The organism is Tepidiforma bonchosmolovskayae (assembly GCF_008838325.1).
Lineage (GTDB): Bacteria > Chloroflexota > Dehalococcoidia > Tepidiformales > Tepidiformaceae > Tepidiforma > Tepidiforma bonchosmolovskayae.
The window spans coordinates 2,534,510-2,548,395 of sequence record NZ_CP042829.1 but is presented as its reverse complement, the minus strand read 5'-3'; the positions used below and the strand labels follow the sequence as shown (position 1 = coordinate 2,548,395).

At 67.8% G+C, this 13,886-nt stretch carries 14 protein-coding genes; 4 read left to right on the top strand and 10 right to left on the bottom strand.

Annotated elements, in window-relative coordinates:
* Positions 1–55 precede the first annotated feature (55 nt).
* Genes rsmI through Tbon_RS12675 form a run of 4 tightly spaced genes read left to right on the top strand, consistent with a single transcriptional unit; the run spans position 56 to position 4,394 of the window.
* Positions 56–895, top strand: a complete 840-nt coding sequence (gene rsmI / locus Tbon_RS12690; protein ID WP_158068036.1) for a 16S rRNA (cytidine(1402)-2'-O)-methyltransferase — start codon at positions 56–58, stop codon at positions 893–895.
* 60 nt (positions 896–955) lie between these two features.
* Positions 956–2,605: a methionine--tRNA ligase gene (gene metG, locus Tbon_RS12685; RefSeq protein WP_158068035.1), complete on the top strand. Its 1,650-nt coding sequence runs from the start codon at positions 956–958 to the stop codon at positions 2,603–2,605.
* Positions 2,602–3,420, top strand: coding sequence for a TatD family hydrolase (locus Tbon_RS12680; RefSeq protein WP_158068034.1), 819 nt, complete (start codon positions 2,602–2,604; stop codon positions 3,418–3,420). The genes metG and Tbon_RS12680 overlap by 4 nt, the downstream gene beginning before the upstream one ends.
* On the top strand, positions 3,417–4,394 hold the full coding sequence (locus Tbon_RS12675; protein ID WP_158068033.1) for a polyprenyl synthetase family protein: 978 nt from the start codon (positions 3,417–3,419) through the stop codon (positions 4,392–4,394). The genes Tbon_RS12680 and Tbon_RS12675 overlap by 4 nt, the downstream gene beginning before the upstream one ends.
* 76 nt (positions 4,395–4,470) lie before the next feature.
* Here the strand turns inward: Tbon_RS12675 and Tbon_RS12670 are convergent, their stop codons facing one another.
* From Tbon_RS12670 to Tbon_RS12625, 10 genes are all read right to left on the bottom strand, one after another.
* Complete coding sequence (locus Tbon_RS12670) at positions 4,471–4,911, bottom strand: FmdB family zinc ribbon protein (RefSeq protein WP_098504107.1); 441 nt, start codon at positions 4,909–4,911, stop codon at positions 4,471–4,473.
* A 104-nt stretch (positions 4,912–5,015) separates the two neighbouring features.
* On the bottom strand, positions 5,016–5,777 hold the full coding sequence (gene recO, locus Tbon_RS12665) for a DNA repair protein RecO (RefSeq protein WP_158068032.1): 762 nt from the start codon (positions 5,775–5,777) through the stop codon (positions 5,016–5,018).
* 1 nt (position 5,778) lies between these two features.
* Positions 5,779–6,387 carry a recombination mediator RecR gene (recR, locus tag Tbon_RS12660; protein WP_158068031.1) on the bottom strand — a complete coding sequence of 203 codons (609 nt, stop codon included), beginning with the start codon at positions 6,385–6,387 and terminating at the stop codon, positions 5,779–5,781.
* Between the two features lie 9 nt (positions 6,388–6,396).
* Entirely contained in the window at positions 6,397–6,696 is a 300-nt protein-coding gene (locus tag Tbon_RS12655) for a YbaB/EbfC family nucleoid-associated protein (RefSeq protein ID WP_158068320.1), read from the bottom strand.
* Between the two features lie 68 nt (positions 6,697–6,764).
* Positions 6,765–8,267 carry a DNA polymerase III subunit gamma/tau gene (gene dnaX, locus Tbon_RS14010; protein ID WP_192497984.1) on the bottom strand — a complete coding sequence of 501 codons (1,503 nt, stop codon included), beginning with the start codon at positions 8,265–8,267 and terminating at the stop codon, positions 6,765–6,767.
* Between the two features lie 63 nt (positions 8,268–8,330).
* Positions 8,331–8,807 carry an rRNA maturation RNase YbeY gene (gene ybeY / locus Tbon_RS12645; RefSeq protein ID WP_225734639.1) on the bottom strand — a complete coding sequence of 159 codons (477 nt, stop codon included), beginning with the start codon at positions 8,805–8,807 and terminating at the stop codon, positions 8,331–8,333.
* A 2-nt stretch (positions 8,808–8,809) separates the two neighbouring features.
* Positions 8,810–10,267 carry an NADH-quinone oxidoreductase subunit N gene (locus Tbon_RS12640; protein ID WP_158068030.1) on the bottom strand — a complete coding sequence of 486 codons (1,458 nt, stop codon included), beginning with the start codon at positions 10,265–10,267 and terminating at the stop codon, positions 8,810–8,812.
* Positions 10,264–11,727 carry a complex I subunit 4 family protein gene (locus Tbon_RS12635; protein ID WP_225734638.1) on the bottom strand — a complete coding sequence of 488 codons (1,464 nt, stop codon included), beginning with the start codon at positions 11,725–11,727 and terminating at the stop codon, positions 10,264–10,266. Before Tbon_RS12635 ends, Tbon_RS12640 begins: the two co-directional genes overlap by 4 nt.
* Positions 11,728–11,736: 9 nt before the next feature.
* Positions 11,737–13,692, bottom strand: a complete 1,956-nt coding sequence (gene nuoL, locus Tbon_RS12630) for an NADH-quinone oxidoreductase subunit L (RefSeq protein ID WP_225734637.1) — start codon at positions 13,690–13,692, stop codon at positions 11,737–11,739.
* Positions 13,693–13,695: 3 nt separating this feature from the next.
* Complete coding sequence (locus tag Tbon_RS12625) at positions 13,696–13,878, bottom strand: hypothetical protein (RefSeq protein ID WP_133117586.1); 183 nt, start codon at positions 13,876–13,878, stop codon at positions 13,696–13,698.
* Positions 13,879–13,886: the final 8 nt, after the last annotated feature.

Genomic DNA, 13,886 nt, shown 5'->3' with positions numbered 1-13,886 from the left:
ACAAATTCGATTCGCGGGAGCCGCTTATGTGCAATAGCTTCGATTGGACAGCTCGATGACGGCCTGGCATCCCGGGCTGTACGTGGTCGCCACTCCGCTCGGGAATCTCGGCGACCTCTCTCCGCGGGCCCAGGACGCGCTCCGGCTGGCCTCGCTCATCGCGGCCGAGGACACCCGCGTCACGGGCCGACTCGCGCGGGCAGCAGGGAGCAGGGCGCGGCTCGTCAGCCTGACCGAGCACAACGTGCGCGAGCGGACCCCGGAGGTGCTCGAAGCGGCCGCTGCCGGCATCGCAGTGCTCGCCTCGGACGCCGGGACGCCCGGGGTCTCCGACCCGGGGGCGCGGCTCGTGGCGGCGGCCCACCGGGCCGGCGTCCGCGTCATCCCGGTACCCGGCCCCTCGGCCCTGGCAGCCGCGCTGTCCGTGTCAGGGTTCGATGCGCAGGTCGCCGTATTCGCAGGGTTTCTGCCGCGCAAGGCGGGTGAACGCCGGGCAGCGCTCGCACGCCTGGCAGGACCTGACCGCGTGGTCGTCTGCTTCGAGGCCCCGGGCCGCCTGGCTGCCCTCCTCCGCGAGGCCGCCGATGTCCTCGGCGACCCGGAAGCGGTCGTTGCGAGGGAGCTGACCAAGATCCATGAGGAGGTTGTGCGCGGCCGGACATCGGAGCTGGCGGACCGCTTCGCCGCAGCACGCGGGGAGTGCACGGTGGTCATCGGCCCGACCGCGGAGGCCCCGGCCGCAGCGGACGCCCAGGAGCTCCTCGGGGCCTTCAAGCGCGCAGGTGCCCGCCGCGGAGCGGCCGCCGCCGAGGTGGCCCGCCTGACTGGCGCGCCCCGGGGAGAGCTGTACGCGGCGTGGGACCGGCTCAACGGCGGCGCGCACGAAACCGGCTGAACGGCAGCGGAATACGGCCTGTGTGGTAGGATTTGGGAGAGCTCTTTCCCCAGGTGAACCGTGCCCGACCGTGTCCTCGTCTGCGTCGCGTGGCCGTACGCAAACTACCTCCTGCACGTCGGCCAGGCGGCCGGCGCCTACCTGCCCGCCGATATCTTCGCCCGGTACCAGCGCCTGCGCGGGAATGATGTGCTCATGGTCTCCGGGTCGGATTGCCACGGGACGCCAATCACCGTCACTGCAGACCGCGAAGGAATCACGCCGCGCGAGGTGGTGGAGCGGTACCACCCGAAGATTCTCGAGGTGTGGGAGCGGTTCGGCATTTCGTTCGACCTCTTCACGACCACGCTGACCGAGAACCACTACGCCGTGACGCAGGACATGTTCCTGCGGCTCCTCGAGAAGGGATACCTCTACCGCCGGACCGACGAGTACCTCTTCGACCCCGAGGTCGGGCGGTTCCTGCCCGACCGGTACGTCGAGGGCACCTGCCCGTACTGCGGGTACACCGAAGCACGCGGCGACCAGTGCGACAATTGCGGCAAGACGCTCGATGCGACGGAACTGCGCGACCCGCGGAGCAAGTTGAGCGGCGCGAGGCCGGTGCTGAAGCCCTCCGAGCACTTCTTCCTGAAGCTCTCGGCGTTCGAGGAGCCGCTGCGCGAATGGGTTTCCCGGCAGCCGCACTGGCGCCGCAACGTCCAGAACTTCACCCTCGGCATGCTGAATGAGGGGCTGAAGGACCGCGCAATCACCCGCGATATCTCGTGGGGGGTGCCCGTGCCGGTGCCCGGCTACGAGGACAAGCGCATTTATGTCTGGTTCGATGCGGTCATCGGCTACCTCTCGGCAAGCAAGGAGTGGGCGCAGACCCGCGGCGAGCCCGAAGCGTGGCGGCCGTTCTGGCAGGACCCGGCGACCCGTTCGTACTACTTCATTGGGAAGGACAACATCCCGTTTCACACCATCATCTGGCCGGCGATGCTCCTTGGGTACGGGGGCCTCAACCTCCCCTACGACGTGCCGGCGAACCAGTACGTGAACTTCGCCGCCGGGCAGAAGCAGAGCAAATCGAAGGGGACGGGCACGTGGATGCTCGACCTCCTCGACCAGTATCACGCTGACGTCATCCGGTTCTACCTGACCACCATCATGCCGGAGAGCAACGACAGCGTGTTCAGCGAAGACGAGCTCATCCGGGCAAACAACGACGTGCTCATTGCCACCTGGGGCAACCTTGCGAACCGCGTGATATCGATGGTCCACCGCAACTTCGGCGGGACGGTGCCGGCGGTGGCCTCGCGGACGCCGGAGAGCACGGCGCTGCTGGCCGAGTGCGAGTCGATGTTCGATGCGGTCGGGAACGAGTTCGAGCGATGCCATTTCCGCGGCGGCCTCCAGACCGCGCTGCAGCTCGCGCAATCGGCCAACAAGTACCTCGATGAACGGGCCCCGTGGAAGGCCGTCAAGACCGACCCCGACCACGCCGCCGAGACGCTCGTCACCGCGCTCGATGCCATCAACGCGCTGAAGACGCTCCTGCACCCGGTGCTCCCGTTCTCGACCGAGCAGCTGCATGCCGACCTCGGGCAGGAGGGCGCGGTCCGTACCCAGGGGTGGAGGTTCCAGCCGGTGCAGCCGGGTACGAGGCTCGGGCCGGCCCGGCCGCTCTACACGAAGATTGAGCCGCGCGAGGCCGCGGAGGCATGACCGCGGAGCTGTTCGATACCCACGCCCACCTGACGGACCCGAAGATCGCCGCCGATGTTGAGGCCGTGCTTGCCCGGGCATGGTCCGCCGGCGTGACCTCCATGGTCGTGATCGGCTACGACCTCCCGTCGAGCGAGGAAGCGGTCCGCCTCGCCGGGCAGCACCCGGGCCGGCTCTACCCGGCGGTCGGCCTGCACCCGCACGAGGCCGACACGGCGTGGCCAGCGCTGCTCCCGCGCCTGCGTGAGCTGGCCGCAGCACCGGAGGTGGTGGCCATCGGCGAGATTGGGCTCGACGCCTACCGCGGATGGTCGTCAGAGCCGAACCAGCGGCGGCTGCTGGACGCCCAGCTCCAGATTGCGCTTGATGTGCGCAAGCCGGTCTGCGTGCATTCGCGGGCAGCGGAGACGGCGATTCTCCCGCAGCTCGAGGCGTTTGCGAAGGCAGCGGCTGCGGCCGGCCTGCCCCTGCCCGGGGTGATGCACTGCTTCGGCGGAACGCTCGAGGAGGCGCAGCCGTTCGTCGAACTCGGTTACCTCGTGTCGGTCGCCGGGCCGGTTACGTACCCGAAGAACGACCGGACGCGGCGGCTGGCTGCCGGGTTGCCAGCACGCTCACTTGTGATCGAAACCGACACTCCGTACCTTCCTCCTCAGGGAATGCGAGGACAGCGCAACGAACCGGCCTGCATCGTCGAAACTGCGCGAGCTGTTGCCGCGGCGCGCGGAGAAACGTTCGCGGAAGTGGCGCGGGTAACGACGGAGAACGCGCGGCGCCTGGTCACGGCGGCGCTCGCCGGGGCTGCGTCGCCATGACGTCCCTGCAGGTGGCGGAGCTCTACGGTCCCGTCGCCGAGGACATGGTCCTCGTTGAAGACCTCCTCGAATCGACAAAAAACGTCGACCTGCCGCCGCTGAAGCGGATGCTCGACCATGCGCTCCAGGCCCGCGGCAAGCGGCTGCGGCCGGCGCTTGTCCTTCTTGCCGGTCATCTCGGGGACTACAACCTCAACAAGCTGGTGCCGCTCGGGGCTGCCATCGAGCTGCTCCACACTGCGAGCCTGGTCCACGACGACGTCGTGGATGGCGCGACCAGCCGGCGGGGCCGCCCGACGGCCAACGCTGTGTTCGACAATGCGCTGACGGTGCTGCTTGGGGACTACATGTTCGCCAACGCGGCCGAGATGGTGACCCGGACGGGGAGCCTGGCGGTGACCCGCCTCTTCGCGCTGGCGCTGATGAAGATGACGAGCGGCGAGCTCGACCAGGACGCCGCTGCCTTCGACGCCGGGAAAGACGTCCAGCACTACCTCTGGCGGATCGGGGGCAAAACCGCCGCGCTCTTCGCCAACGCCACCGAAGGCGGAGCGATGCTCGGCAACTGCGACGAGCGGATCGTCGAGGCGATGCGGACCTACGGCTACAGCTTCGGCATGGCCTTCCAGATCGTCGACGACGTCCTCGACTTTGTCGGCGACGAGGCGGTAATGGGGAAGCCGGTCGGGAGCGACCTGCTCGAAGGGACGATCACCCTGCCCGGGCTGCTGTTCCTCGAGCGGTACCCGAAGGACAACCCGATCCGACGATTCATCCTCGCGAGGAGGGACCGTGAGGCGCGCCTGCGGGAAGCGCTCGAGGCGGTGCGTAACTCCGAATGCATCGAGGCGTCAATGGAGATGGCGAGGGAGTACATCCGCAGGGCGCAGGAGGCGATCGCGTTCCTGCCCGAGTCGGAGACGAAGCGCTGCCTCATCGACCTGAGCGAGTACGTGCTCTCGCGGAACAGCTGACACCTGGCTCGTCGGCGGGCGGTTAAGGCGGAGCAGCCCGGGCCTCCGCCCGCAGACTGGGGGACGCAACGAGGCGTTAGAGTCCGCGGGGCGTGCCTTTGCGGACCACCCGGCCCTGCTCGACGACTTCGGGGACTTCCTCGGGCTTGATCTCGTTGCCGTACAGGTCGACGAGCTCCCGCTTCGCCGCCAGCTCCTTCATGTCCTGGAGCTCCTGCTTCTCGCCCTTCGTCTTCCGCTTCTTCGGTTCCGGCTTGTTGACCTCGGGGTGTTCGTTCGGCCGGGCGCTGGTGACCAGCCGGGAGACTTTCTTGCCGAGGTGCCAGTACTTGCCGTCGTCGGGGATGCGACGCGGATAGCCGTCGCGGAAGGTGAACGCCGCGAACGATGTAGGCATGATCCGCTTCGCGTCCTTGTAGCAGACCGGGCAGGGCACCGGCTCGCTGGCTTCGCGCATTGGGCGAAGCTCCTCAAAAATCCCGTTGCAGGGCTCGCAGTAGTACTCGTACAGGGGCATCCTCCCCTCCTCCAGCGACAGGGGTTTCTCGGGTCGGCCCAAGATTCAGCTGTGCAGCCGCATTGTACACGCACCGAGGGTACGCCGCCGGGAGGGCCGCCGATTCATGAGGGCGGAAGGGTTTCGAAAAACCGGGCAGAGCGCGGCTCCGCGTCGAGGACTGCCCTCACCGCTTCGCCGAGGGCGGCGCGGACCTCCTCGGCGGTCTCGGCCGGGACGCGCACGCCGCAAAAGGCATCGACCCCGGCCCGGCGGGCGTAGCGAAGCACCTTCTGGGCGCGCACCGAGAGGAGCCGGCCCGGCACCTCGACGCGGCAGGCGGCACACAGCAGGCCGCCGGAAGCTGCGGAGAACAGGGCATCCGCCTCGGGCAGTTCGGCGCCGCAGCTGGCGCAGGCCGCAACCTGGAGCTCGAAGCCGCAAACGGCGAGCAGGTGCAGTTCGAAGTAGCGGGCAGCGAGCGCCGGGTTCACCCCGCGTGCAAGGGCGTCGAGGACGTCGACGAGCAAAAGGTAGAGGTCGGGCTGGGCCGAGCGCTCAGCAGCGAAGCGCTCGGCCAGCTCGCAGCAGTAGATGGCGGCGGCGAGGGCATCAAGGTTCGCCTTGATGCCGAGGTAGGCATCGACCGACTCGGCCTGCGCGACGACGTCGAGGGAGCGGCCGTGGGCGAGCAGGAACCGGGAGCGCGTCACCGGTTCGACATGGCCGCGCAGTTTGCTCTGGGGCTTGCGCACGCCGCGGGCGACAGCATCGACGCGGCCCTCGCCCGGGGTGAGGAGGACGAGGATGGCGTCGGCATCGCCGGCCGGGCGGCGCCGCAGTACGACGCCTTCAGTGGCGACTGTGCGCGGCGGCCGGCCGGCCATGCTAGAGCTCCTGGCGCCCCTCGAGCGCGCGGGCGAGCGTCATCGTATCGGCGTACTCGAGGTCGGCGCCCGAGGGCAGACCGCGGGCGAGGCGGGTCACCCGGACCCCGTGCGGGGCGAGCACCCGCTGGATGTACATGACCGTGGCTTCGCCTTCCAGGCTGGGATTCGTCGCCATGATGACTTCCCGCACGTCACCACCGGCGACCCGCGCGACGAGGGCGTCGATGTGCAGGTGCTCCGGGCCGATCCCTTCCATCGGGTTCAGGATGCCGTGGAGGACGTGGTACACCCCGCGGTAGATGCCCGACCGTTCGATCGCCAGCACATCGAGCGGCTGTTCGACGACGCAGATGGTGGATTGGTCGCGGCGGGGGTCGGCGCAGACTGCGCAGGGGTCGCGCTCAGTGAGGTTCACGCAGCGGGAGCAGTAGTGGATGCGCTCGCGCGCCTCGACGATTGCCCGGGCGAGGCTCTCCGCCTCCTGCGGTGAGGTGCGCACCAGGTGGTAGGCGAGCCTCTGGGCCGACTTTGGGCCGATCCCGGGCAGGCGGTGGAAGGCCTCGATCAGGCGCTGGATCGGTTCGGGCGTGGCGAGCGATTCGGGCATCGCGGTGTGCTAGCCGAGGCCGGGTAGACCGAGGCCGCCCGTGATGGCCCCGAAGGATTTTTGCTGGAGCTCGGCGGCTTTCTGGGTTGCGTCAGCGATGGCGGCCATGATGAGGTCCTGGAGCAGTTCGACATCGTCGGGGTCGACGACTTCCGGCTCAAGCCGGATCCCGAGGATCTTCTGCTCGCCGGACATGGTGACCCGGACGGCGCCGCCGCCGGCCGTGCCTTCGACCGTTGCCGCAGCGAGTTCTGCCTGGGCCTTTGCAAGCAGCTCCTGCGCCTGTGCGAGGGCGTTGCCGCCGCCCATGGAGCTGCGGCCGGGGAGCCCGCCGCCGGCACGGCGGAGATACCGGTTGTTCCCGCTACCTTTTGCCATCAGGAGTCCTTTCTGACGGGCTGGCCGCCCATTGCTTTCGCAGCTTCGGCGAGGTGACCGCGCCGGGGCTCCCGCCGGGGCTGGCTGGGGCCCTCGATGAGCTTCACGGTGAGGCGCACTTCGCGCCCGAGGATGGCCGCCGCCTGCTGCTCGACCATCGGCCGGCAGGCGGTGTCGACCTTCTCGAGGGGCATCTTCCGCTGGAAGCCGAGCACGAGCTCATCGCCGTCCATCTGGAGGACCTCGAAGGAGCCGTTCAGCCACATCGCGAGCGACGGGTTCACCATCTTGCAGTGTTCGTAGAGGTCGCGTGCGAACCGTTCCTCGCGGCTGAGGGCCGCGGTGCGCTGGTCGGCGGCGGGCTGGGCCGCCGCAGCCGACCGCGCCGGCGCAGCGGCGGCCGGGCTCGGGGTCGCCGGAGCGGCAGAGGCCTGCGGGGAGGGTGCGGCGGGTCCGAGGATGGCGGCTGCGCAGGCGACTTCGAGCGGCACCGGGCTGGCGGGGTCGAGGCGGAAGTCAGCCCGTGCGAGTTCCGAGAGCGCCTGCACCAGCACCGGCACCGCATCGGCCCGCGAGCGGGCGAGTTCGACGAGGTCGTCCGGGCGGCCCGCTGTGCCGTCGCGCAGCACAGCGGCGAGCAGCTCGCGGATGACGTCGATTACGCCGCGGGTGAACCGGGCGATGTCGAGGCCGTCATCGGCGACCGACCGGGCGATGTCGAGCGCGCTGGCGAGGTCGGATTCGAGCAGCGCGCGGACGAGACCGGCCACGCGGCTGTCGTGGACCTGCCCGAGCGCCGCACGGACATCGTCGAGGGTCGGTGCAGCGCCGTAGCGGGCGATGACCTGCTCGAGCATCGTGATGGCGTCGCGGAGGCCGCCCCGCGACTGGACAGCGATCGCGAGGAGGCCCTCCCGGGGCACCTTGACCCCTTCCTGCTCGCAGATGTAGGCGAGCCGTTCGACGATGGCGTCGTTCGGCACCCGGTGGAAGTCGTACCGCTGGCAGCGGGAGATGATGGTCGCCGGGACCTTGTGGAGGTCGGTGGTGGCAAGGATGAAGATGGCGTGGGGCGGGGGTTCCTCGAGCGTCTTGAGGAGGGCGTTGAACGCGCCCTCGGTGAGCATGTGCACTTCGTCGAGGAGGTAGACCTTGCGGGCGAGGTCGGACGGGGCGTAGGCGATCTTCTCGCGCAGCTCCCGGACGTCGTCGATGCCGCGGTTGCTGGCGGCGTCCATTTCGATCAGGTCGAGTGCGGAACCGGAGAGGATGGCCCGGCAGGCATCGCACTCGTTGCAGGGCTCGCCATCGCGGAGCTGGCGGCAGTTGACGGCCCGGGCGAGGATGCGCGCGGTCGTCGTCTTGCCGGTACCGCGCGGCCCGCTGAACAGGTAGGCGTGGGCGACCTGCCCGGTCGCGAGCGCGTTCTTGAGGGTGCGAACGATGTGGTCCTGTCCGACGACTTCTGCGAAGCCCTTAGGCCGCCACTTACCGTAGAGCACGAGCGTTCCTGTCCGCGGGGTACCCTGAGTATAGAACAGGTGTGCCACGCCGGCATGGCCGGGTCAGTGGCGGTGCAGGTGACCGAGTTCGCCGAGGTAGTGCTCCTCGCGGGCCCGCATCGCCGCCTCTTCCTCCGGGCTGTTGACGTGGTCGTAGCCGCAGAGGTGGAGGATGCCGTGGACCAGCAGGTGGGCGAGTTCCGCCGCGAGCGGATGGCCGATCTGTTCGGCCTGCCGCCGGGCCGTATCGATGGAGATGGCGATATCACCGAGGAGCGGCTCGCCAGGCACGGCCTCGACGAAGTCGCCCGGCTCGTCCGGGAAGGAGAGGACGTCGGTCGGCTCATCGATGCCGAGGAACTGGGCGTTGAGCCGCCGGATCTCTTCGTCGTCGGTAATCAGGATGGCGAGCGCTGTGCCGGGTTCGACGGATTCGCCGGCCATGACGTCGGCAGCGAGCCGGTAGAGTGCGTCGACATCCACGTCGGGCGCATCGACGACCACTTCGACCGAGATGTCGTACGGGACCTCGTCCGACACGGCTAGCGGGCGAAGATTTCGACGGCGTCGCGCGCCGCAGACATGAGCGGCATCGGAACGATGCCGAAGACGAGGACACCGAGCGCGGTGGCCGCCATGGCGACGGCGATGGAGGGCGAAGCCCGGAACCGCTGTTCGGTGCCCGGTTCGCCGAGGAACATCACCCGCACGACGCCAAGGTAGTAGTAGGCGGAGATGACGCTGTTCAGGACGCCGATGATGACCAGCCAGACCAGGTCGGCGCGGACGGCCGCGTTGAAGATGTACAGCTTTGCCCAGAAGCCGACGGTAGGGGGGATGCCGGTGAGCGAGACGAGGCAGAATGCCAGGCCGAGCGCCAGGAAGGGGGATACCTTCCACATCCCTGCGTAGTCGGCGATGCGGTCCGAGTTGATGCGCTGCGAGATAGCGATCACGGCCACGAAGGCGCCCAGGTTCGTGAAGGCGTAGGCTGCGACGAAGAGGAGGACCCCGCTCGCGCCGAGGGTGAACTCTTCACCGGCGACAGAGATGGCCGCCAGCCCAACCAGGAAGTTGCCGGCCTGGGCGATCGACGAATACCCGAGCATCCGCTTGATGTCGGACTGGACGATGGCCATCAGATTACCGAGGGTCATCGACACGGCGGCGATGACGGCGAAGATCATCGACCAGTCGTCGCGCAGGAAGTCGGCGCCGAGCGCTTCGAAGAAGACGCGGGTAGCAACCGCGAACGCGGCAGCCTTTGAGCCGACCGAGAGGAAGGCGGCGACCGGGGTCGGTGCGCCCTGGTAGACGTCCGGCACCCACATCTGGAACGGCACCACGGCCATCTTGAAGCCGAACCCGGCGATGAGCAGCGTCATCGCGACGATGAGGAGACCGCGGTACGACTCACCGTCGGCGGCGATGGCATCGGCGATCCCCGAAAGGAGCGTGGTGCCGGTCACGCCGTAGAGCAGCGCCATGCCGTAGAGGAGCAGCGACGAAGCGATGGCGCCGAGGAGAAGGTACTTCAGGCCGGCCTCGCTCGACTTCGAGTCCTTGCCCCAGCCGGCGAGGATGTACTGCGGGATCGACGAGAGTTCGAGAGCGATGAAGATGGTAATGAGGTCCCGCGCGCCGGCGAGGAACATCAGGCCGCCACAGACAGTGAGGACGAGCGCGTAGTACTCGCCCTGCCGGCGCCCTTCCCGGCTAACCCAGTCGATCGAGGCGAGAATGACCGTGGCCGTGACCCCCGCAAAGACGTACTGGAAGAACACCGCGTACCGGTCGAGTGCGATGGTGCCGTGAAACACGGTCTGGTAGTCGCCGCGCCCCACCCAGGAGGTGGTCCAGAGGGCAGCAGTCAAAAGACCAGCGAGGGCGAGAAACGGGAGGATGCGGCGCTGGCCGGGGAACAGCGCATCGGCGACGAGGACGACGCCAGCCGCGACGAGCACGCTCAGCTGCGGCCCAAGGACGTCGATTCCGTTCATACCTGCAACCTCTCAGCGAGCGTGGTCATCGCGGGTTCGATGACGTTCATGATGAGCGAGGGATAGACGCCGAGGAGGATCACGAGCGCCGCGAGCCCGGCGACAACCGTGTGCTCCCACCAGTGGCGCTGGTCGTGGAGTTCATCCCACTCGTGCCTCACGGGGCCGAACATCACCCGCTGGAGCATCCAGAGGATGTAGCCGGCCGAAAGCACCACGCCGAAGATCGACGCAATGACCGCCCACTCGAAGCGCTGGAACGTGCCAAGGAAGACCGTGACCTCGGCGATGAACCCTGCCAGTGCCGGGAGCCCGAGCGACGCCATGCCGGCGAAGACCATCCCCGTCGCGATGAGCGGCATCTGCCGGGCGAGGCCGCCGAGGCGCGCGATGTCGCGCGTGTGGGTGCGCTCGTACATCAGGCCGATCATGACGAACATCAGGCCGGTGATGAGCCCGTGGGCGAGCATCTGGTAGGTCGCGCCGGTCAGGCCCGTCGAGCCGAGCGCGCCGATGCCGAGCAGGACGAGGCCCATGTGCGAGACCGAGGAGTAGGCGATGAGCCGCTTCACGTCGGTCTGCCGGAGGGTGATGAACCCGCCGTAGAGCACGCTGAAGGCGCCGATGCCGGCCATCCAGGCATCCCAGTCGTGGGCGACCTCGGGCATGAGCGTGACGCAGAGCCGGATGATGCCGTAGCCGCCCATCTTCAGGAGCACGCCGGCAAGCATGACGGAGACCGCTGTCGGGGCATCGCTGTGGGCATCGGGCAGCCAGGTGTGGAGCGGCACGATGGGGAGCTTGACCGCGAACCCAATGAAGAGGAAGAAGAAAACCCAGCCGAGCGGGAGGAGGGTGTCGCGGAACTCCGCCGCGGCGAGCTGCTCAATGTCGAACGTCCGCGCGTCGAAGGCGAGGACCAGGATGCCGATGAGCATGAACGCCGAGCCCGCGATGGTGTAGAGGACGAACTTGGTTGCTGAGTACTCCTTCCGGCCCGACCCCCAGATAGAGATGAGGAGGTACATCGGGAAGAGCTCGAGCTCCCAAAAGAGGAAGAAGAGCATGAGGTCGAGCGAGACGAAGACGCCGACCACGGAGCTGGCGAGGATGAGCAGACAGGCGAAGTAGGCCCGCGGCCGGTGCGTCACGCTGAAGGAGACGAGCACCGAGGCGAGCGTGAGGCAGGTGGTGAGGACGACGAGGGGCAGGCTGAGACCGTCCACACCGACAAAGTACTGGAGGTTGAAGGCGCCGATATCGACCCAAGAGCGGCGTTCAACGAACTGGTAGCCGCTTGCGCCGGTATCGAACCGGAAGAAGAGCTGGACTGAGAGCGCGAACATCGCTGCGGCGGTCACGAGGGCCACCCACTTCGCGTTCTGCTCGAGCCGCTGGGGGAGCAGCAGGATGACGGCAGCCGCGATGGCGGGCAGGAAGATGAGAATGCTCAGTTCCACCACGGCCTCCTAGAGGGGATTCGCCACGATGACGGCGATGAAGATAACGATCACGCCGGCAGCCACGCCCAGCCCGTACGACTGCACCTCGCCGACCTGGATGGCGCGCAGGCGATCGCTCGCGAGGCGGCCGACCTGGCCGGTGCCGTTGACGATGCCGTCGACGACCCGCCGGTCGAACGTTTCGAGCAGGCGGCACCAGCCGCCGTAAAAGATGCGCCGGACGAACAGCCCTTCGTACAGGTCATCCAGGAAGTACTTGCGCTCGAAGATGATGGCAAGCGGTGCGAAGGTGGCGCGGATGGACGCCGAATCGACCCAGCGGCGGATGTAGATGGCGTAGGCAGTGCCGATGCCGGCGAGCGCAACGATCGTCGATGAGACGGCGATACCCAGCTCAAAGGTGCTGCCGTGGTGGCCGGCCTCGGGCAGCGCAGCCTCGATGAAGTCCTTGAACATGTGGTCGTAGGCGAACCACCCGGCGGCGATTGAGGGGATGGCCAGGACGATGAGCGGGCCCTTCATCGACCAGGGCGACTCGTGCGGGTGGGCCGGGTCGCCATGGAAATGGTTGTCCGGGTCGTGGTGGTCGACGGGCTCGCCCCCTTTGTACGTGCCGTGGAAGGTGAGGAAGATGGCCCGGAACATGTAGAACGCGGTCATGAAGGCGACGACTGCGCCAATCGCCCAAAGCGCCCGGTCATGCCGCCAGGCGTCGAGCAGGATTTCGTCCTTCGACCAGAAACCGGCGAGGGGAAAGATCCCGGCAAGCGAGAGCGAGCCGATGACGAAGGTCCAGTAGGTCACCGGCATGGCCTTCCGCAGACCGCCCATCTTGCGCATGTCGAACGTGTTCGTGGCGTGGTTGACAGAGCCGCTGCCGAGGAAGAGGAGCGCCTTGAAAAAGGCATGGGTGAAGAGGTGGAAGATCGCCGCGACGTAGCCGAGCGCGCCGAGCGACAGCATCATGTAGCCGAGCTGCGATACGGTCGAATAGGCAAGCACCCGCTTGAGGTCGGTCTGGACCAGTGCGATGGTCGCGGCGAGGAGCGCGGTGATGGCGCCGATCCAGGCGACGACGTTAGCAGCATCGGTCGACGCTTCGAACACCGGGAAGAAGCGCGCAACGAGGTAGACGCCGGCGGCGACCATCGTCGCTGCATGGATGAGTGCGGAAACGGGCGTAGGGCCCTCCATTGCGTCCGGCAACCAGACGTGGAGCGGGAACTGCGCCGACTTGCCGGCGGCGCCGGCGAAGAGACCGAGGGCAAAGAGCGTGACGATGGTGCTCTTCGCTTCACCGCTTGCAGCCCACTCCTGGATGGCCGTGACGTCGAACGTCTCGGCCCGCGTCCAGATAAGGAGCAGCGCGGCGAGCAGGCCGAGGTCGCCGATGCGGGTGACGATGAACGCCTTCTTGGCGGCGGCAGCGGCGCTCGGTTTGTGGAACCAGAACCCGATGAGCAGGTAGGAGCAGAGGCCCACAAGCTCCCAGAAGACGAACATCTGGAAGAGGTTGTCGGCGAGCACCAGCCCCAGCATCGAGGTCGTGAAGAGACACATATGGGCGAAATACCGCCCGTAGCCGGGGTCGCCGGCCATGTAGCCGGTTGAGTAGACCTGCACGAGGAAGGCCACTGTGGTGACCACGACGAGCATGACTGCGGTCAGGCCGTCGACCCGGACGCCGAGCGGGACCGCGAGGTCGCCGGCCGTGAACCACTCGTGGGTGTACTTCGCGACACCGCCGTCGGCATCAATGACGTTGAAGAGCGTGACGTAGCTGAGGACCATTGCGGCGCCGATGCCGAGGATGGCCGCGTAGCCGGCGATCGCCGGGAGCTTCCGGAGGTAGATCGCGATGAGCGCCCAGGCGACAAGCGGGCAGGCGATGATCGCCCAGAGCACGGCCTGGTCGATGGTGGGCGTCGAGGCAGCAGCAGGCTCGGCAGCGAGGAACAGCATCGGCTAGATCTTCCTCAGGATTTCGCGGGCGACGTGGGCCTTGCCCGACGGCACGTAGAGGGTGCGTTCATCGAGCATCGACGCCTTCTCCCCGTAGCCGATGGGCGGCACGATGCGGACGCTCAGCGCTTCGGCAGCGAAGAGCTCCGCCCAGGTCTGGGCGACGTAGGCGTTGCGAACCGACATGAATTCAA